Raw genomic sequence first — 20,398 nt, forward strand, 5'->3', positions numbered from 1 at the left:
GGAAGACGCGGCGCGCGCCGGCGGACGTTTACCCCTGGTTGTCTTCCGGGTCGCTCGGCTCTTGCTTTTGTCGACGCGGCCGGCAATCGCTGCGCGGCGGCCGGTTCCGTCCGTAGCGGAGCTCGCCCCGTGTCCCTCCCGGCCCTCGTCCCCAGCACCATCGAGACCACCCGGCACGTCGAGCCCAAGCGGGCGTTCGACTTCTGGTGCTCGACCGCGCTGGCGCCGCACGGCGACGTCGGGCGCATGCATCCCCGCGCGGCGTTCCGGGCCCGGAGGCTCGTCGTCATGGGCGCGGATTGGGGCCTGACCCACACGGTCAGCAGCCCGGTCGGCGTGACGGTCGGCGCCCGCCACATCGGCCGGAACCCCTCCGACGCGATGGTGATCGGCCTCGCCCTCGACGGGATCGGATACCAGCAGCAGGGCCTGCGCGGCGCGCGCCTGAGCGCGGGGGACATCAGCTTCCTGTCGCGCCAGCGGCCGTTCCTGGCCGGCACCCAGAGCGATTACGCGGAGATCCGGCTGGCGCTGCCGCGCGCGACCTTCGAGGCCTGGATCGGCACCGTCGAGGCCTTCGCGGGGCGCTGCATCGCCGACCGTCCCGCACACGCGGCGTTCAAGGCCGCGTTCCGCACCTTCGCGGCCTCGGCCGCCTGGATGACCGAGGGCGAGGCGCAGGTCGCGCTCGAAGGCGTGCTGCACCTGCTGCGCACCCTCGTCCGGGACCAGCCCGGCAACCCGGCCGCCCCGGTCTCGTGCGAGGCGGTGGTGTCCCTGGCCCACGCCCACATCATGCGCCGGCTCCACGACCCGAGCCTCGGCCCGGCCGAGATCCAGGCGGCGCTCGGCCTGTCCCGGGCCCACCTGTACCGGGCCTTCGCGGGGACCGACGGCATCGCGGCGGCGATCCGCGACGCGCGCCTCGACCTCGCCTACCGCCGCCTGACCGCGCCGGGCAAGGACCGGCTGAAGATCGCCACGATCGCGTATGCCTGCGGCTTCACCGACGCGCCGACCTTCAACCGCGCCTTCCGCCGCCGCTTCGACCACGCGCCCGGCGATCTGCGCGCCAGAACGGGCGATCCCGGGGGGGCGGCTGCGGGCGCCCTCACTTGAGGTGATAGGCGACGCCGGCGATCAGCGCCTTCTCCTCGGTATTGATCGTGGACCGGGGATCGCCGCCGAACTTGTTGTGCCAGTACTGGAAGCCGACGAACGCCTCGACCCGGTTGGGGGCTTGCTCGAGCAGCTGCCCGATATCCAGGACCAGGTTGGTCTGCGAGACGAACTCTGTCTTCGTCCGGTACTGGTTGACGTCGCCGTAGCGGCCCTTGGGCATCACGATGGTGTTGAACCCGGCCAGCGCCAGGGGCAGGCCGGTGAAGGCCAGCGGGATCGTGTAGGTCAGCTCGAATTCCGGCGTCGTCTTGAACTCGACGCTGCGGAAGTGTGAATAATCGAAGCCCGGAATCGCCGGGATGCCGCTTTCCGGACGCGGCGGATCCCCGGCGAAGCCGTTGCGGGAGAATTCCTTGTAGGCCTGGACCTTCAGGTTCACGAACCCGACCGGCACGTCGAAGGCGAAGTTGAGGCCGAAGGTGCCGGCGCGCTTCTCGGAATCGAACGTCGTGTTCTTGGTGTTGACGTCGGCCCCGAACGCCAGCCCGATATCCTTGACCAGGCCCGGGATCGCGAACGCCGTGGTGTCGAAGATCTTGTTCGGGCTCAGGACGCCCCGGTAGATCAGGTAGACCTCCGTGGCGCCGTAACTTTTCCTCCGGATCAGCTTGTCGCCCGCCGCGTCCTGGGAGCCCGACTGGAGGATGTCGAGGGAGATCAGGTTGGTGCCGTAGGCCCAGGAATTGGCGTGGAACAGGTTGACCACGTTCTTGGGCACCTCGCGCGGCACCCGCCGGCCCTGTGCGGTCCCGTCGGGCCGGCGCACCGAGAGGCCGGGCTCCGCCGAGGGGCCCTGGAACCGGTAGCTGATCACCGTGTCCGAGAAGGAGAAGTACGAGGGCGGCGGCGCGGCCATCGCGGTCGCGGCGGCGAGCGGCACCCCGGCCGCCTCCCGGTGGTTCGCCCGGCCCTGCGCCGCGTCCGCCCGCCCGCCGGCGCCCGCGTCCTCCACGGCCCCGGCCCGGGCGGTGCCGGCGACGACGATCGCCCCCGCGCCGACCGGGGCCAGCAGGGCCGCCGCGATCAGCAGGGCCGCCCGCTTCACCCGCCTGCGCGTCGGACCCATCCTCACCGCGCATGCCCCGCGGTCGCGTCGGCGCGGCCGGTCCGGGCCGGCCCCGCCGGGAGGCTCGCAGGGGCCGCGGGCTTCGCGGTGTCTGGGGTTCGCGGTCGCGCGGGCGGAAGCATCGAACGGACTTTCTGCCTCGGTCCACGCCGATTCTAAGCTGAGACCTGAAATTCTCGCCCAGTAGGCATCGGGATCATGCGCCCGTCAATGCAGTGCATCGAACGTTCTTAATTGATAATGTAAATACTGTCCGTGTAAATCTAATACAGAATGATGGCCTGTGTCCGTGAAAGAAAGGAGCTTTCGGCTGCGTGTTCGGTGCGATTGTAAGTCTCAATAGCCTGGCCTGCGGGGTGCGCCGCGGGCGGGCGTGAGACGAATCGACAACGGAAACCGGCGCCCGCGCCCGGGGCATGCATTCCGCGTCCCGTTCCCGCCGGGGCGGCGCCCCCCTCCTGGCTGAACAGGGGCCGCATGCGCCCCTTCACCTCTCGCGGCCACGAGGCCCACAGCTCAAGCGTCGTCTCGACCGAAGTCCCAGCCGTCCATGCTGTGCGCATCATGGGACCTGATCGGCCCCCACGAGGTGGTCCGAGGGCAAAGTTAGAGTGCCTAACAGAACCGTCTGATCTGGTTCAGGGTGACGAGGCTTGCGAAGGCCTCGTAGATGTCTGCGCGTCGCTCGTCGCGGATGGGCCATCGACGGAACCGGTTGAACCAGGCGTGGGTGCCCTCATCTTGAGCTTGTCGAAGGATCCACGCCCCAACGGTGACGAACGAGTTTCTCGCTGCTCTCGATGCCCCTTCGCGCGATGCGCGGGACGATCCCCCGCGCCCGGCACTCCTGCCGGCGGGGTCTGGCATCGTAGGCCTTGTCAGCGTGGAGCTTGTCCGGACGGCGGAGCGGTCGTCCGCGCCGACCGCTCCGCACAGACGGGATGGCATCGCGGGTCGCCGCCATCATGACGGTGTCGTGCCGGTCGGCCCCGCTCAGGCAGAAGCCGAGGGTTCGACAAGCTCACCATGAGGGGCGTGCCGCGCGCGTCGGTGACGAGATGGCGGCTCTGGCCCGGCTTGCCCCGGTCCGTCGGGTTCGGGCCGGTGCAGGCCCCCTTTTTGGCCGGGACAGACGCGCTGTCCAGGCAAGCCCGGCTCCAGTCGATCTCACCCGCCGCGTGCAGGCGGTCCGGCACTACGTGATGCAGGCGGCTCCAAACGCCCGCCGCCTGCCAATCCTGCAGCCGCCGCCGGCAACCCATGCCGGAGCCGCAGCCCATCTCGGCCGGCCGCATTTCCCACGGCAGCCCCGAGCGCAGCACGAACAAGTTGCCCGTGCGTGCGGCCCGGTTCTCAATTGGACGCCGCCCACCCTTCGGACGCGGCCGAGGCGGCGGGAGGAGCCGAGCGATCTCATCCCAGAGTTCATCGGGGAGAAGCGGTGTGGCCATGCCAAACCAACGCTGAAAACCCCGCTCGATGCCGTTCTGTTAGGCGCTCTAAGTCAGTTCCGATTTTTTATCGATTTAACCTGAGTTTGTATTTGATTATATTCTGTATTGCGACGGTCCAAAATTTCAGCTTGCTATGGACAATTGACTATAGTTAGAATGTTGCGGGCAACCGACGTTTCCTGGAGAAATAAATTTCAACGCATTGATCGTCGATGACAAGCGTTTGAAAAATATCTTTTGTTGCTACTTATAGTTTACGAGCCGACGATGAGAATCTTATTGTGCTGAACGATGTAACGATTTTTTCATAGATACTATGTGTAAGCACATTCAATAGGTCGAGGTCGGCAAAGACATGTTCAGGAAGCGCAGAGATAACGACATTCTGCTGGAGATTCTCAATAACCACGCCGGGGTCGGACTGTGGGATGCGGTGCTGCACGCCGGCGATCCGATGCACCCGAAGAGTCGCTGGACATGGTCGGCGGAGTTTCGCCGCCTTGTCGGCTTTGCCGATCACCGGGACGAGTTCCCGGACGTGGTACAATCCTGGTCCGACCGCCTGCACCCCGAGGATGCAAGCAACACCTTCGCCGTGTTTGGGGAAGCCCTGAAGAACGTGGTGAACAAGGGTGCCTACGACGTCGCCTACCGCCTGCAGATGCGCGACGGAACGTATCGCTGGTTCCGCGCCACGGGAGGGGTGGTGCACGATGCGAACGGCAACCCGATCCGGGCCTGCGGCTCACTCGTGGACATCAACGACGCCATGGTGGCCGCGCAGACGAGCAAGGCGCGCGCAGGCCTGATCGACCACCTCGTGGCCGCCTTCGATGGCGAGGTCACTGCGATTGCGGGTGGCCTGTCGGGCGCGGCGAGCGAGATGGAGGCGACTGCCAACACGATGTCGACCATCTCCGGGAGCAACAGCGGGCGCGCGGCTGAGGTGTCCTCCGCTTCCCGTCAGACCTCGGCAAACGTGCAGACGGTGGCCGCGGCCACCGAGGAACTGGCCGCGACGATCCGGGCGTTGGCGGCGCAGGCAACCCAGTCTTCCGACCTGGCCGGTGCTGCCGCAGCGAAGGTTGAGCGCACGGACGCCCTGGTCCAAACCCTGTCGCGAGCCGCCGATCAGATCGGGGCGGTTGTCGATATCATCAACACCTTGGCGAGACAGACGAACCTGCTTGCGCTCAACGCGACGATCGAGGCGGCCCGGGCTGGGGCTGCCGGGCGGGGCTTCGCCGTGGTGGCCGCTGAGGTGAAGGAACTCGCCACGCAGACGGCTAAGGCGACGGAAGAGATCAGAGCTCAGGTCGGCGAGATCCGGCAGGCGACCGCGACCACCGTGGCCGCAATCAGCGAGATCGGCACGGCCATCACGGGCTTGCGCGACGCGACCCAAGGCATCATGCACACGATGGATGAGCAGGGCAGCGCGACGGACGAGATCGCCCGGAGTGTGCAGCAGGCAGCCTCCGGCTCACGGACGGTGACGGATGCCATGGGGGCGTTGGAGCGCGACGCCGGCCAGACTGGTGAAACCGCCAAGGTCGTGCTGAGCGCGGCACGGCGTCTTGCAACTCAGTCCGAGCAACTTGGAGTGGTCGTGCATCACTTCCTGAGTGAGGTTAAAGCGGCCTGACGTTTGCCCGGGTTCAGTCCGGCCTCGTCAGGTGCACTCACGATCGAACGATTTGCCACAGCTTGAACGTCTGTTCTCGAACGCAGCGCCGAAGCTTGCTTCCCACCTCGAACCGACGGTGCCGGACGGCCAATGCATAGCCGCTCTCGGGACGCGCCAACGGCTGTCGGCACGTCGGTGATATCCGCCACCCAGAACTGGTTCGGGGGGGCGGAGGCGAAGTTGCGGGCGGCGAGATCGGGAGCCGGACGCACCTCCCGGTCCCGCAGCGTCGTGATGGGGCCACCGCGCCGGTGGCTGGCCCCGACGAGACAGGCCTCGCGCATCAGCCGGGCAATGGGCGCCCGTGCTTGCGGAAATGCCGGTCGCCCTGCTCGCGCAGGTCGGCGTGGATGCGCGGCACGCCATAGGTCTCGTGCGTGCCGAGATGGACGGTGCGGATCCGGTTCAGCGGGGCGGCGTCCGCCCCGCGTCGCGCCGCGGGTGCGCGCCATCACGGTGATCGGGAAGTCGGCCTGGTCGGCGCTCATGAACCGGAAGACCCCGACGGTAGAACTCGGGTCTCCCACGCAAACCAGGCCGCAGCGACCAAACCGGGGCAATCCCAATTCCACCCATCGGCAACGTGCCTCCCGCCGAGGATCAGGCACGCTACCTCACGCAGGCCAAGGTCCAAGCCTTGATCGCTTGAGCCAAGCCAAACGGCCTCCGAGAACTTCCGGGCCGTTCTCCTCCGTGCAGACAAGAACCGCCGCGTGGGAGCCGACCTTCAAACTGAAGCCGAATGACAGCTCAGATCACTAGACGCAGCCAGAACTCTGTGTTTGATTTCGCTTATCAATCCTAATCCTATTCGGACGATGGCGCGGTCTTGATGTAACGCGAGGACGGTCCATGGGTCACCAGCGTGCGATCCGCCTAGCGTGGGAGGCGTTCCTCGCGGACGGCCGTCTTCCTGCAGGCATGGCGACACATGTGGCGGCGTCATGGCAGCGCTCTAAGATGCACGGCGTCAGGGTTGAGTTGACGGAGGCACCTTTGGCAAGCGCGCCGGAGGTCTTCCGACACCGTGCCGAGAATGCCGAGTTGTTGGCGATTGCTCGGCCAGCCATCGCGCGATCCGGTGTCCTGCTCTCGGATGCCGCATCAATGGTGATCCTGACCGATGCAGGCGGCTTCATCCTCGAAACGGCCGGCGACCGACATGTGATTGAGGGCGGGCGCCGCAACCACCTTGAGACCGGAGGACGCTGGGACGAGACCGCGATCGGCACCAATGCAATCGGCACCGCCCTAGCGACATCCGCGCCGATCATGATCCACGCCGCCGAACACTTCTGCCAGGATGTCCAGCGCTGGAGTTGCGCGGCGATGCCGCTGCGTCATCCCATCGACGGCACCCTGCTGGGCGTCGTCGACATCTCGGGACCGGCTGCGTCCTTCAACCCGCAGAGCCTCGCCCTCGCCGCGGCCGTCGGTCGGGAGATCGAGGAATCGCTTGGCCATCGGGCGAGGGTCGAGCACGAGATCCTGCTGCGCAGTTACGTGGCGAAGCGGTCGATCTGGCTAAGCAACGACATCGTCGTCCTCGATCGGCGTGGTGCCCTGGTGCATGCGACGGAGGCCGCGCAACGTGGCTTCGAGACCGGATCCCCCGTCTTCACGGAGACCGCACGTCTGCTCGTCGGACGCGCCGATCCGAGTGAATGGGAGGAGAACTGGCGCCGGCGCTTCTCGCAGGCGAGCCTCGAGATCGTCCGTCAGGACGGCGTCGCCCTCGGATGCCTCGTCGTCATCCATCCCGTGCGCGAGCGCAGGTCCAAACTCGCGGGGTCACGCACGGTGGCTACCCTGATCGAACCCGAGAGCCGGTTCGAACGGATCGCCGGGAACAGCGCGGCCATCCAGGTGGCCCGCCAGCGGGCTCGGAAACTCGCCGCGAGCGGCCTGCCCATCCTGATCGAGGGTGAGACGGGCGTCGGCAAGGAGCTGTTCGCCCGCGCGATCGCCGAGACGAGCCCGGCGGCGGGCGGTCCATTCGTGCCAGTGAACTGCGGGGGCATCGCGCGCGACCTCATCGCGAGCGAACTCTTCGGTTACGTCAAGGGCGCGTTCACCGGCGCCGACGAGAAAGGGCGCATCGGTAAGATCGAACAGGCCGATGGCGGTGTGCTCTGCCTGGACGAGATCGGCGAGATGGCCGCCGACCTCCAGTCCTATCTCCTGCGTGTCCTGGAGGATCACGTCGTCTACCGGATCGGGAGCCATGAAGGGCGTCCCGTCAAGATCCAGCTCGTATCGATGACGAACCGCGACCTCTCGGCCGAGGTAGAGGCCGGACGCTTCCGTCAGGACCTCTTCTACCGCGTCGCCGCGGCCCGGCTTCGGATCCCGCCTCTGCGCGAGCGCGGCGACGACATCCTTCTCCTGGCGGAACGCTTCGCGGCCGCGGCGGCCACCCGCCTCGACCGGCCGGCTCCCCGCTTCGACGCGGCGGTGCTGGCGGCCTTCACGGCCTACCGATGGCCCGGCAACGTCCGCGAACTGCGCAACGTCGTCGACGCCATGGTCGCCCTCTCGCTGTCGGACGATCGCTTGACGGAGGCCGACCTGCCGCCGGAACTTCTGAAGGCGCCCGATCGGGTCGGACCCATCCTCTCCCTGCCGCCGAAGACCGGCACCGTGCAGGGGATCGCCCTCAAGGCGGCGGAGCGCTCGGCGATCCTGGCACAAGGTCGACGCGTGCGGAGGCAACCTCACACTGGCTGCGCGGCGCCTCGGTATCGCCCGATCCACCCTCTACGTGCGCCTGGCGGAATACGGCTACCCTCGCATGCCGGGCGGCGCGTAAGGCCGAAGCTCAACCGGGAACCAAGCGCTGTTCTCCGCTCCCCTCGGCGGAATGGGGAAGCTCACGGCCGGGATGAACGGCGCAGGTTCTCCCGACGCTCAGCCGAGCTACGACGCTGGTACAGCCGCCCATGTGCCGCCTGCCATAGCCTCGCTCGGCCATATCGTGCGTCGGGTAGGCGTGCAGGGTGACGCGACCGAACTCGTAGCTGATCAGGCCTCCGGCGGCGCTATGACCGTGGGGAGGATAGGTCGGAAAGGGCGTCGGCAGATCCTTGGACGCGACGGTGAACGGCCCCAGGTCCCACCGGCCGAACTTCTTCGTCGCCGTCGAGTCGATGCCTACACGCCGATGGCGACCTTCAGGACCCCGTCGCGCTGGTTTGCGAAGAGATCGTAGGCCGCTTCGACCTGGTCCAGCTTGAACCGGTGCGTCACGAGCCCTGACAGGTCAGCCCGCCCCGAAGCGACGACGGCGAGCATCCGGCGCATGCGCTCCTTCCCACCGGGGCACAGAGATGTGCGGATCGACGTGTTTCCCAAGCCGGCCGCAAATGCGTCAAGGGGGATTTTCAGATCGAAGGAATAAAAACCTAGACCTGGGCCCCGCACCCGCATTGGCAGGCGTTGCTCCAGCCGGAGGGCGTGATGGCGCCGGCGATGACGCGCTGCCCCTCCTTGAAGCCCGTGACGCCGGAGCCAAGCCTTTCGACGATACCCACCGGCTCGTGGCCGACCGTCAATCCCCGTTCGACGGGATACTCCCCCTTGAGGATATCGACATCCGTTCCGCAGATCGTCGGGGTGGTCATCTTGAGAAGGACGTCCAGCGGACCGATCTCCGGTACGGGTTTATCATCTAGGACGATGCGCCCCTTTTCGACGAAGATCGCAGCTTTCATTCTTGTTGCCATGATGAAAACTCCATTCGATCGGATCTCGCTGAAGAGAATATTGTTGCTAGACAATCGGGATTTATAGATATCATGACGATGACATCCGCGGGACGCCGACCCGGCCCGCGGATGTAACGTGTCGCGCCCAGGCGGACCTCGGCGCCGCTCTCGAAACTCGCGTCGCGCTCGGAGTAGGACTGGCCGTGACCGAGGGACGTGGGACACCCTCGGTGTCGATCCGCGTCAGGCCGCTTCAGCGCGCTCCGGCACCGGAATTCCGATCCACTCTTTGTAGAACGTGTCGATGTCCGGTTCGAAATCACGGATCACCGGGTACCAGGGGGTCGGCGCCTCGACGTCGTGGAGGGTGCCGCATTCCGGGCAGTAATATTCTCGAAGAACCTGCCAGGACGGGGTCTGGGCCATCAGGCGCGGATAGATCTCTTCGAGCTTTTCAGCCGTGTCGCGGATGTTTATTTTCGCGAAGAGCTTCCAGTTTTCTTTCCATCCGCAGAAATCGTGGCCGCATTCGCAGCGAACCTTCCACTCCTTGGTCGTACCCAGTTGGACGATGTAGAGCTTCGGTCCGAGCGGCAGGATGATGCGGTCGTCCCAGTTCACGCGTTCCTGGAGGATCTCCAGATAGGTCGAAAACCGTTCCGGATCCTTGGGCGAGGCGAGCATCTGGTGGAGCGTGTCGTGATCGATCTTGCCGTCGATGAGGTCGGCGATCTTGGCGCGTGTGTAGGCCATGGGTGTCCTCGTTGGTCTCAGGAGGAAGGGGCGCCGGCCGGAGGGCGGGCGCGGGATCGGGTCTATTCTTCGACGAACTGAACGGTCTTGACGTCCGGAAGCTCGGAGACGTCCATGTGATAATGGGAGCCGTAGTGCGGTATGCCGATTTCCTCTTCGAGGATCTGCCAGTCTTCGGGTAAGTCCCAGAACGACTTGAAATCAGCCAGGAACTTTGGTCCGAGTTTGAACGACGCCGCGAACATCTGCTTGACGTGGTCGCCCGCGTCCTTGGCGAGGATCTTCTCGCGTTCGACCTTCATCCAGTCGCGGGTCGGCACGGACTTGGCGATGCGCGCCTTGCGGATGTCCTGGCGCATGGCGCGCGTGGCGGCCTCGTCCAGGGCGAAGACTCCGTCGGCGCCCTTCGTCGTCACCACGCCGTGGACCTGGGCGGCGAAGCGTTCGAGGAGGTAGCCTTCGTTCATGTCGGAGACGACGCTCAACGGCTCGCGATCGAGGGGGTCGCCGAAGCCGGGGCCGCCCTTCATCGTGTTGAGGTACAGGTCGTAATCGTGGAACATCTCCTCCGTGGTGATCGCCTGCTTGTCGCGCTTGATCACCGCGTCCTTGCCGAGAAGGCTGTCCCAGAGCGGGTTCTCGGGATCGGTGTCGCCACCCAGAGGCAGCGGCGCACCCTTGGCGATGAGGTCCTTCAGGTCGGTCTTATGGGCGGCGAACCGATAACCGGACGCAGCAGGATAGCCGCCCATCAGACCCCAATCCGAGGACATGTGGCCGTTGCCCATGAAGAACATCGTCCAGTCCTTGGCGTTCCAGACCAGGCGCAAGGTCTCGAAGCCGCAGCCGCCCCGATACTTGCCGGCGCCGCCCGAGTTCGGCTTGATCTCGCGACCGAGGTAGAGGAGCGGCTCGGCGAGTTCCCAGATTTCCATGTCGCCCATGTCGCCTTCCGGATTCCAGATGGCGGCCGCGTGGCTCAGGCCGTCCTGGACCGCCGTGGCCCCGGTACCGTTGGCGGCGCACTCGAACGAGTTGACGGCGTGGATCTCGTCGTACTGGTTGAAGCCGCCGCCCTGGAGCCAGTTCGACGTGTTGGCGTTGCCGGCGTTGACCTCCTCGAGGTAGCCCCGCCCGAAATAGGACCGTGACAGGCCTCGCCACAGCGGCGTCCAGGCCGAGACGAGGAAGTGCCAGGCATACGAGAAGGCGACCCGCCGGTCGTTGGGGTTCATCCACGTGCCCTTCGGCAAGCGGAACTCGGTGCCGTAGGCCGCCCCGTCGTTGATCATCTCGGACGGGATCAGCGTCTGGGTCATCATCACCCATATGCCCGAGGTAAAGCTGACCTGGTGGGCGTTGTAGGTGTGCCAGCCCCAGCGGCTCGCGCCTTCGAAGTCGAGCCGCCACGTCCCGTCGGCCCGGATCGTGATCTCGGACGGGGCGTGCATGATCGTATCGAGCTTGGCGAAGTCCGACGGGACGCGGACGTCCTCGTGCGCATAGGGCACGTCCACGAACCCGACCTGCCGGTAGATGCCTGGAATGGTCATCGCCTTGATGCGGGCCTGCAGGCCGAGGCGGCCGTGCTCGATGGCTTCGTAAGCGAACTTCCAGTAGTTCTCGATGCCTTCCTCGGCGACGACTTCCTCCACCAGCTTGCGGATCATGTGGCAGCCGGCGATCCGGGTGCGCTCGTCGAGCATCCAGTACCGGGTGGTGCGCACCATGCGCTGGCTCTCGTGCAGCCAGTCGCGGAACAGCGTGTCGTCGGCGCCGACCTTGCGGCAGGTGATCGAGTAGCCGTCGCCGAAGCGCTGCACCTGGCCCGTCGACATCGATCCGGGGCCGACCGAGCCCGTGTCGATGACGTGCGTGACTCCGCCGACCCAGCCGATCAGCTCACCCTGCCAGAAAATCGGTACGATGGTATGGATGTCGCACGGGTGGACGTTGCCGATGAGGGAATCGTTGTTGCAAAAGATGTCCTTGTCCTTGACGCCCGGGTTCGATTCCCAGTCGTTCTCGATCATGTACTTGATCGCCGCGCCCATGGTGCCGACGTGGATGATGATGCCGGTGGAGGTGAGGATCGAGTCGCCCGCCGCGTTGTAGAGAGTGAAGCAGAGTTCGCCCTCCTGCTCGACAATCGGCGAGGCGGCTATCTTCTTGGCTGTCTCACGGGCATCAACGACGCCGGCGCGCAGACGCGAGAACAGCTTGTTGTACAGGATGGGCTGGCTGTCGCGCAGGTCCATCTTTTCGAGGCCGGCGTAACACTTCGTACGCTTCGTCGCCTCCATGAGGCGATCGCGGTGCTGCTTCAGGGTCTCGCCGCCGCGCACGATCCCACGGGACGCGCCCTCGGCAGCCTGTGCTCGAATATTGACGTTCATCAGGATGATCCTTGTCCGTATCGATTGAGTAAGGGCTGCGATCAGACTTCCTTGAGGTGGAAGAGGCGGTGCCCGTCGAGGAAGGTCTCGAAACCGTCCGGGACAACGAAGGTCGTGGCGTCGGATTCGATGATGGCCGGCCCGGTGACGCGGTTGCCCGGGCGCAGGGACTCCATCCGGTAGAGCTGGGCGTCGACCCACCGCTTCTTGCGATAGAACTTGCGCGTGCCGAGGAAGGCGTCAGATGGCGCAGTTGCGCCCTCGAGCGGCTCCTTCGGGATCTTGGGCTTGGGAATGGGCACGCTCCCCCGCATGATGGCGCCGGTGACCGAGAAGCCGAGTTCGGGCGAGCGGGCGGAGGCGGCGTAGACACGCCCGTAAGTGGTGTTGAATGCGTCGACGATGCGTTCCCAATCCTCGGCCGTCGCGACCACTGGCAATGGGGACTCGATCTCGAGATCGTTGAGCTGACCGCGATACTGCATCCGGTAGCCGGGCTGCAGTTTGACTTGGTCGGCGTCGTAGCCGTTCAGCTTGAACTCCTCGAGGACGTTGTGGGTGAGTTCCTCCCACGCGGACTGGAGGGTCTTCGACGCCTGTTCGCGCTGCTCGGCCGGGGCATCGGGCGCAAGGTTGATGTCGAGGGACTTGTCGTAGCGGTACTCGAAGTCGGCGGCGGCGCATCCGAACGCGGAGAAGCCGGCCGCCCAAGCGGGCACGATGACGTCCTCGAAGCCGAGGCCCTCGGTATAGCCGTATGTGTGGACCGGCCCGGCCCCGCCATAGGAGAAGCACACGAAGCTCTGTGGGCTGTAGCCCTTGCCGGAGATCATCGCCCGCAGGTAATCGCGTAGGTCGGAGTCCAGCAGTTCGATGACGCCGGCCGCCGCGTCTTCCACCGACAGCCCGAGCGGGTCGGCCAGCTGTATTTTGATGGCGTCCACCGAGCGCTGGCGATCAAGGGTGATGGCTCCCCCCAGGAAATTGTCGGGATTGAGATAGCCGAGCACCATGTGGCAGTCGGAGATCGTCACAGTCTCGATGCCGCTCTCCTTCCAGCATACGCCGACGCGGTATCCGGCGGAGTCCGGGCCAAGCTTGATCGCCTTGGTGTAGGGATCGAGGCGGATGAAGGATCCTGCGCCAGCGCCCACCGAATCCATGGCGACGAGGGGCAGCGAGAGGACGAGCCGGGCCATGTCCGGGTCGTTCTTGATCGTCAGTTCGCCCTGCGTGATCAGCGCCACGTCGAACGAGGTGCCGCCGATGTCGGAGCAGGCGATGTTGTTGTAGCCCAGCACCTCGCCGAGGTACTTGGCGCCGATCACCCCGCCGATTGGCCCCGAGACGATGGTACGGGCGAGCTCCTTGGCCTTCCAGGAAATGGTACCGCCGTGGGTCGCCATGACGCGGAAGTCGAACTTGGTGCCGTGTTCCTTGAAGGCATCGGAAATCTTCTTGAGAGTTTGGCGCGACGGCTCCGCGGCGTAGCCCTCAAGGATGGTCGTGTTGGTCCGGTGGGTTTCTTTGCGGACCGGATAGTAATCCGCCGAGGCGAAAACTGGGATCGTGTTGCCGCTCTTGGCGATTTCCTCGATGACGATGTCGCGCGTCCGGCGTTCGTGGTCGGGGTTTTTGTAGGAATGTAGGAGGCTGATAGCGATGCCCTCGACGCCGGCGGCGATCAGGTCCTGGGCGGCCTCGCGGACGCTGTCCTCCCGCAGCGGGATCACTACCGTTCCGAACATGTCGATCCGCTCGATCACGCCGCGCGTCAGCTGGCGTGGGACGAGGGGGGGATCGTAGCGATGCGTGTTGAGGTGGATCCGGTCTTCGTAGGCGTAGCCGAGATGCGACTGCACCGCGCGGCCCATGCGGTGGAAGTCTTCCATCCCGCGATTGACGATCAGGCCGCAGCGCAGCCCTTTGCGCTGGACAACCCGGTTCAGCATGGCCGTTCCGGAATAGACGCCGGTCTGAAGGCCCTGGAGCCCTTCGTCGAGGGAAAGCCCCCAGGCGGTTAGACCGTCCTCGCTCGACGCGATGAGTCCGAGCGCTTCGTTCTGCGGGGTGCTCTGGGCCTTTCCGACGACGAAGTCGCCGTCCGCATCGACGAAGAATGTGTCCGTCATCGTACCGCCGGCGTCGATGCCGAGCACCTGTACGCTTCTGGCGTTCCGTGCCTGAATATTCACGGGCTTCCTCCTGTTTCGCATCAGCCTCTGTTGGGCCGAGCTATCCAGAAATCAGCAGTATCCGTGCCAAAAGTGCCTGTATCAAATTATTAAGGGGAACATCATCTTACCGCGACCGCGCTCTCATCTTGCCGCGTCCGCGAACGTCCGAAACACGGACAGGCGTCCGAAAGACAGACGCGGGGCTGAAATTTGGCGCCCGCGGCGGCTCATGTACGGAAGCCGATCGGATTGCCGACACATAGCGCAAGAGGACAAATGTCCTAATAGGGCGGATTTCTGCCTGTCCGCTTATGGTCTGCAATGCCTTGAAGCGGACCTCGTCTACGTGCGCGTTTTTGATCAGTTCGGCAGAAGTCCCGCCTCTCGATAGCCACCGATCAACGAATCGAACAGATTTATGTCCGAACGGCTTCGGGCGATGATCTGAGCTCCGGCTACAGCAGCATAGATGGCGCGAGATCTCGTCTCCCCGTCCTTCGGATCAACTGTCTTTGCAGAAATTAGGTGATCACGAAGCCAGGCCGTATTAACGTCTGCAAAGGTCTGGACCTCCTTCAGAACCTGATCAGGCAAAGCGTCATACTCTGTCGCCATGAAGCTGCTGAGGCACATGCGATTGTTGCGCTCCAGAGAGAGGCGAAAAATGCTGGGGTATCGCCGCAGCGCTTCCATCGGGCTTTGCGCATCCGATGAAATAGCCTCAAGATCGCGGGCAACGTCTTCCCAATAGCGGCGCGCAACGGCCTCGCCGAGGATGGCCTTGTTGGCGAAGTAGTAGTTGATGCTGGCGGCCTTGATGCCAACGGCCTCCGCAAGATCGCGGAAGTTGATGCCGCCATATCCATAGGCCATCGCGGCTTCCCTCGCTGCCACGAGGATCGCCTCACGCACATCCCTCTTCAACGTCGCTGCCATTCTCAGCCTCCGCCTGTCATATGGCAGACAGGGGTTGACGGCACAAGATGCCGGCCCTAGCTTGCTGCCTGTCATCTGACAGACAGGCAAAAATCCTCAGGGAAGCGAGACGACGATGTCCGACAAGCTCAAGCTTTTCACCTCACCCTCGGCCTTCCCGAACCCGCAGCGCCTGCGGATCTTCATGCACGAGAAGGGCATCGCCGGGCACTTCGATGAGACGGTCTACGACATGTCACCGGTCGGCGAGCAGCGGGGTTGGAAGCACCTGAAGATGAACGCTTGGGGCGAGACACCGACCCTCGCGCTCGCCGACGGCTCTTACTTGAGCGAGACCTCCGCCATCGCCCGCTACCTCGACGACGCGTTCGAAGGCCGCAAGATCATGGGCGAGACGGCGCACGAGCGTGGCCTCGATCAGATGTGGGACAACCGGGTGTGGGTGCACATCCTCTATCCCATCGTTACCGCATTCCATGTGCTGCATCAGGGTCTGGGCCCGAAGCTCGAACTGACCAGCAATCCGGCCTGGGGCGAGCATTCCCGCAAGGTGGCACTGGCGCATGCCGGTCTCGTCGACCGGCATCTCGCCGACGGCCGCGCGTGGCTGCTGGGCGGCGATCAGCCGACGTTCTCGGACATCACATTGGCGACGGCCATCGCGTTCTCCAAGTTCCCGGTAAACGCCACTCCGCTCGATGAGCGCTTCGAGCATCTCGATGCCTTCTGGCAGCGCTGGCAGTCTCGGCCGGCCTTCGTCGCTGCCTATGCGGACAGGAGCAGCGGTGTGCCGGAGATCGACAACCGGACGTGAGCGCCCAGCGGTCGGTCCCGGCCGGGGTCCGACCGCAATCCTGCCCGAGGAGGTCATCATGCCTTTTGCACGTATCGATCTGATCCAGGGGAAGTCCCCCGAGTATCGCGCTGCCGTGGCAGACATCGTCTATCGAGGCATCGTCGATGTCCTCGAAGCACCCGATGGCGACCGCTTTGTGGTGGTCAGCGAGCACACCGCAGACAATCTTATATACGATCCTCAATTTCTTGGCTTTAGCCGGTCGCCGGACTTCATATTGATCCAGGTGACGAGCACCGTCGGCAACGAGACGGACACCAAGTTCGCCTTCTATCGTTTCGTCGCCGACGAACTAAAATCGAAGTTGGGGATCCGACCTGACGATATCATGATCAACATGGTCTTTGTCTACAAGGCGGACTGGTCGTTCGGTGACGGTCAGCCATGGTGACGACGTCCGACGTCACCTCGATCTGAAGCCCCGGGACCGCCGACGAATGACCGGTTTGGAGAAGCGCCCACGGCTGTCGAGACACCTGCAACGGGTCGTAGGCAGCGGATCGCTGTTGCGCCGCGCCAGGTTCCGTAAGCGGATATTATCCGAACGATCCCTGTGAGGATCGCAATCCGACCGGGGAGCCGCATTCAGAAGCGGACGTTGCGTCTGCGACCCAACCCAGTCGTTCCGGGCCCCTAAGACGCTGCCCGGAAGCGGACATTGAGCGGGCAAGCTCCGTACGACTGAAGTTGGCGGGAAAGAGACCGGCTGCTGTCGGCGTTCCAGTTGAGAAGAAGCAGCCCTTGTTCGGCGGTCGATAGGCGCGCGAAGCGGTTCAATGCGGTCATGGCGATGCGATGATCCCCAAGCCTCGCCATGACCGCAGCGGATCGTAAGACTTACAGGCTTTTCCCAGTGGGCGATGCACTGCAGCGAACAATGAGATCCGGCACATAGTAGATCTACAGATTATTGCGTATCCATGCGCCGTGCGAGATGTTCACCGATCATCACGCAGGTGAAATGCAGGTTGGCCCGGCAATCACTGGGCATGATCGACGCATCGCAGACGCGCAGTCCGCCCACCGCGCGAACCTTGAGATCCGGGTCGACGACGCCGGATGCGTCCTGCCATCCGCTCATGCGGCAGGTGCCGGCCGCGTGCTGGATATCGCCGGCTTCGGCGAGCATCAGGGCATCGAGTTCGGAATCCGGGAGGCACGCGGCCTCGCCGATCGCGAGCGGGCTTTCTCCGAACCGGATCGCCGTGGCGAGGTCGGCCAGAGCCGGCTGTGCCATCAGGCGCGCGAGGCGTCGCACCGCATCGCGCATGCGCAGGCGATCGCGCGGATCGTCCAGCATGTTCTCCTCGATGACCGGATTGATCTCGGGATCGGCCGACGTGAGGTGCAGCGCACCGCGTGAGAACGCGTCGTACAACCCGACGCCGACAGCCCCTTGCGGGGTCGGCTCCGGACCCGTCAGGCCCCGGTGATTGTACGCGACGAGGATCATGTCGCGCTCGCCTCCACCGGCGAGACCACTGGAATACGTCACGCAGCAGTTGGTGTGCCGTGCGTCCGGACCGAACGCCCGGTGGTCGGGCCGCAGGTCCATCGTCGCCCGCAGGATCGGGTGATCCATGAAATGGCCGCCGACCGCCTCGTGCGCCTGAAGGACGGGGATGCCGAGGGCCTGGAGTTGCGCGGCCGGACCGATCCCGGAGCGCATCAGGATGGCCGGGCTATGGATGGCGCCGGCGCACAGGACGATCTCGTGGCCGTGAATCTCGGTCCAGGGCCCCGTCCCGAAGCGGACGCGGAGACCGACAGCGCGACGTCCTTCGAACAGGACGCGATCGACGAGGGCGCCGCCGCGGATCTCGAGATTGGACCGCCCGCGTGCCGGCTCGAGATAGGCGTCGTTTGTGGTGACGCGGCGCCCATCGCGACTGTTGATCGGATTGCACGAGACGCCTTCGCCCTCCGGAGCGTTGAGATTCGCCTTCCAGGGATAGCCGACAGCGAGCGCTGCGTCCCGCAGCCCGAGATCCACCGCGCCCCAGGCCTCCGGCGGCGCACGGTAGACCGGGAGCGGACCGCCACGGCGGATGCCGGCTTCCGTGCCGAACTCGGCGTCGTCTTCGATCCGGTCGAAGAGCGGCAGCACGTCGCTGGCCGACCAGCCGGTGCAGCCCTGTTCCGCCCAGGCATCGAAGGCCGCCGGGACGCCGCGGATCGCGATCTGTGCGTTCACCGTCGAGCTGCCGCCGAGCGCACGCCCGCGCCAATAGAAGCGGGGCTCCTGCACGCGGGTTCGCCGGCTCATCAGCCCGGGCCACTGCCAGTCCGCCTGGTGGTCCGGGTCGTACATGAACGGCACGATGTTGGCCGAGCGCAAGGCCGGCGGGGCCTCGCCGGTGCGCCAGTCGCGTCCCGCCTCCAGCAGGAGCACGCGTCGCTTCGGATCGTCCGAGAGGCGTGCGGCGAGCGCGGCCCCCGCGGAGCCGGCGCCGACGACGACGACATCGTACAGGGCTGCGCTCATTTCTTCTCAACGTTCCAGAACAGCGGGATGGCGGACGGGATCAGGCCGGTGAGCGTGGTCCGGTAGGCTGCCGGCTGCGCGAATTGGCCGAAGGGCACGACCAGGCCTTCGCCGTAGATGACGGACTGAATCGCGCCCGCGATGTCACGCCGCTTGTCCGGATCGGGCTCACGGGAGAACCGGTCGAACAGCCCGACCATGCGCGTGTCGCACATGAACCCGGAACTCGCCGCATCCTTGCAATTGAAGTTGATCGCCGAGTTCGTCAGCGGGGAGCTGAGGTCGAGGCCGAGGGCGTGAATGCCGAAGACGTTCCACCCGGCCTTCTTGGTGCGGCGCGCGAGCAGGGCCGCCCAATCCATGACCTGGAGGTCCACGGTGAAGCCGGCCTGTTTCAGCCGGTCGGCCAGGATCGTCGAGGAGACGCGCGCCGCCTCGAGATCGTTGGCCGCCATCACGATCACGGGCTCGCCCTTGTAGGCTGTCGCCTTCAGGGCGGCTCGGGCCGCCGCCACCGACGGATCGCGCAGAGGCTCGGTCCCGGCATGCGTCTCGTAGGGGGAGCCGCAGATGAAGAAGGCGTCGCAGGTCTGCGAGAAGCGTGGATCCAGGCCGAACCCGTCCAGGACCTCGCGCTGATCCACGAGGCTCAGCAGCACGCGCCGGATCGCCGGGTCGTCGAAGGGCTTGGCCGCCGTATTGATGCGGTAATGCCCCGTGAACCTGTGCGGGCCGGTGAAGTTCATCACCGCCAGGCTCTTGTTGCGCTCGATCTGTTCGATCAGATCGAACGGCGCGTACTGCATGAGATCGATCTCGCCCACGCCGAGGGCGCCGACGGCGGTCGCACCATCCGGGATGATGCGGATGTCGAGGGCGTCGACCTTCACGACCTTGCCGCCGGCCAGGAAGTCCGCCGGCTCCGGACGCGGCCGGTAATCGGCGTTCTTGCGCAACAGCATGTGGTCGCCGGTGATGTGCGCGGCGCGGTCGTAGACGAAGGGACCCGACCCCATGACCTCCGAGAGCTGCGTCGTGGCCGGCGTCGCGGCGAGCCGGGCGGGCATGATGAAGGGCGTCGGGCTCGACGTGGTGCCGAGCGTGTCGAGCACGAGGCCGTAGGGCTCCCGCAGCGTCAGCACGAAGGTCCTGTCGTCCGCGGGATCGAGCCCCGCCGCCACGTCCATGAGCCGGCCGCCGAGCGCGCTGCGGGCTGCCCAGCGCTTGAGCGAGGCGACGCAGTCGGCGGCCCGGACGGGGGTGCCGTCATGGAAGCGCAGGCCGTCGCGCACGGTGAAGCGCCAGGTCAGGCGATCGTCCGACACCGACCACGTGTCGACCATCTGCGGCTTGAACACGCCCTTCGCGTCCGGCGCGAACAGCGTGTCGTAGACCATGAAGCCGAAGGTCCGGGTGATATAGGCCGTGGTGAAATAGGGATCGAGGGTGACGACCTCGGCTTCGAGTACTGCCCGCACCGTCGTTTCCGCACCGGCCGGTGCCGGCGCGAGGAGCGCACCCGCGGCTGCGATCAGCCCGGGAAGCCAGAATCGTCTCATGCGTATTCACCCTGTGTCCGGGCCGGCTAAGCAAGCCGGATACCAGCAAAAGATGGCGTGCCGATCCAGGGGCGTTCGGCGCGATCCGCGAGGGCACCGTGCGGGCCTCGTCACCCAAGAATTGGAGGGCTGCCGGATCCGCG

13 protein-coding genes and 3 pseudogenes are annotated in these 20,398 nt (G+C 65.4%); 5 read left to right on the top strand and 11 right to left on the bottom strand.

Going from position 1 to position 20,398, the window contains the following annotated elements:
• The first annotated feature begins 129 nt into the window (after nt 1-129).
• A complete protein-coding gene (locus MFF40_RS24535) occupies nt 130-1,119 on the top strand; it encodes a helix-turn-helix domain-containing protein (protein WP_147857448.1) in 990 nt (329 codons plus the stop codon).
• On the opposite strand, the gene MFF40_RS24540 is transcribed toward MFF40_RS24535, so the two are convergent.
• From MFF40_RS24540 to MFF40_RS24550, 3 genes and pseudogenes are all read right to left on the bottom strand, one after another.
• Nucleotides 1,112-2,248 carry a hypothetical protein gene (locus tag MFF40_RS24540; protein ID WP_238262592.1) on the bottom strand — a complete coding sequence of 379 codons (1,137 nt, stop codon included), beginning with the start codon at nt 2,246-2,248 and terminating at the stop codon, nt 1,112-1,114. The two genes, MFF40_RS24535 and MFF40_RS24540, sit on opposite strands and share 8 nt — an antisense overlap.
• A gap of 437 nt (nt 2,249-2,685) precedes the next feature.
• Nucleotides 2,686-2,814: pseudogene (locus MFF40_RS24545) on the bottom strand (IS701 family transposase); the annotation flags it as partial.
• 49 nt (nt 2,815-2,863) lie between these two features.
• Nucleotides 2,864-3,699 (bottom strand): annotated as a pseudogene (locus MFF40_RS24550) (IS5 family transposase).
• Nucleotides 3,700-4,057: 358 nt separating this feature from the next.
• On the opposite strand from MFF40_RS24550, the gene MFF40_RS24555 reads away from it, so the two are divergent.
• Nucleotides 4,058-5,347, top strand: a complete 1,290-nt coding sequence (locus tag MFF40_RS24555; RefSeq protein ID WP_238262584.1) for a methyl-accepting chemotaxis protein — start codon at nt 4,058-4,060, stop codon at nt 5,345-5,347.
• 325 nt (nt 5,348-5,672) lie between these two features.
• On the opposite strand, the gene MFF40_RS28990 is transcribed toward MFF40_RS24555, so the two are convergent.
• Nucleotides 5,673-5,798, bottom strand: coding sequence for an IS3 family transposase (locus tag MFF40_RS28990; RefSeq protein WP_368858855.1), 126 nt, complete (start codon nt 5,796-5,798; stop codon nt 5,673-5,675).
• A 512-nt stretch (nt 5,799-6,310) separates the two neighbouring features.
• Between MFF40_RS28990 and MFF40_RS29100 the strand changes: the two genes are divergently transcribed.
• Nucleotides 6,311-8,389, top strand: coding sequence for a sigma-54-dependent Fis family transcriptional regulator (locus MFF40_RS29100; RefSeq protein ID WP_498043401.1), 2,079 nt, complete (start codon nt 6,311-6,313; stop codon nt 8,387-8,389).
• 150 nt (nt 8,390-8,539) lie between these two features.
• On the opposite strand, the pseudogene MFF40_RS24570 reads toward MFF40_RS29100, so the two are convergent.
• The 5 genes and pseudogenes from MFF40_RS24570 to MFF40_RS24590 form a co-directional block, all read right to left on the bottom strand.
• Nucleotides 8,540-9,111 (bottom strand): annotated as a pseudogene (locus tag MFF40_RS24570) (alcohol dehydrogenase catalytic domain-containing protein).
• A 225-nt stretch (nt 9,112-9,336) separates the two neighbouring features.
• Nucleotides 9,337-9,846 (bottom strand): acetone carboxylase subunit gamma, encoded by a 510-nt coding sequence (locus tag MFF40_RS24575; RefSeq protein ID WP_147853923.1) that lies wholly within the window; start codon nt 9,844-9,846, stop codon nt 9,337-9,339.
• Between the two features lie 62 nt (nt 9,847-9,908).
• A complete protein-coding gene (locus tag MFF40_RS24580; RefSeq protein WP_147898505.1) occupies nt 9,909-12,242 on the bottom strand; it encodes a hydantoinase B/oxoprolinase family protein in 2,334 nt (777 codons plus the stop codon).
• 41 nt (nt 12,243-12,283) lie between these two features.
• Nucleotides 12,284-14,458, bottom strand: coding sequence for a hydantoinase/oxoprolinase family protein (locus MFF40_RS24585; RefSeq protein WP_378997185.1), 2,175 nt, complete (start codon nt 14,456-14,458; stop codon nt 12,284-12,286).
• A 321-nt stretch (nt 14,459-14,779) separates the two neighbouring features.
• Nucleotides 14,780-15,355, bottom strand: coding sequence for a TetR/AcrR family transcriptional regulator (locus MFF40_RS24590; protein ID WP_147853921.1), 576 nt, complete (start codon nt 15,353-15,355; stop codon nt 14,780-14,782).
• A gap of 115 nt (nt 15,356-15,470) precedes the next feature.
• On the opposite strand from MFF40_RS24590, the gene MFF40_RS24595 reads away from it, so the two are divergent.
• On the top strand, nt 15,471-16,169 hold the full coding sequence (locus MFF40_RS24595; protein ID WP_147853920.1) for a glutathione S-transferase family protein: 699 nt from the start codon (nt 15,471-15,473) through the stop codon (nt 16,167-16,169).
• A gap of 58 nt (nt 16,170-16,227) precedes the next feature.
• Nucleotides 16,228-16,602: a tautomerase family protein gene (locus MFF40_RS24600; protein ID WP_238262586.1), complete on the top strand. Its 375-nt coding sequence runs from the start codon at nt 16,228-16,230 to the stop codon at nt 16,600-16,602.
• A gap of 516 nt (nt 16,603-17,118) precedes the next feature.
• On the opposite strand, the gene MFF40_RS24605 is transcribed toward MFF40_RS24600, so the two are convergent.
• The gene (locus tag MFF40_RS24605; RefSeq protein ID WP_187277661.1) at nt 17,119-18,684 is read right to left on the bottom strand and encodes a GMC family oxidoreductase; all 1,566 of its coding nucleotides are present in this window, start codon (nt 18,682-18,684) and stop codon (nt 17,119-17,121) included.
• An 8-nt stretch (nt 18,685-18,692) separates the two neighbouring features.
• Complete coding sequence (locus MFF40_RS24610) at nt 18,693-20,255, bottom strand: ABC transporter substrate-binding protein (RefSeq protein ID WP_147853917.1); 1,563 nt, start codon at nt 20,253-20,255, stop codon at nt 18,693-18,695.
• Nucleotides 20,256-20,398 lie beyond the last annotated feature (143 nt).

The organism is Methylobacterium mesophilicum, assembly GCF_022179445.1.
Classification (GTDB): Bacteria; Pseudomonadota; Alphaproteobacteria; order Rhizobiales; family Beijerinckiaceae; genus Methylobacterium; species Methylobacterium mesophilicum.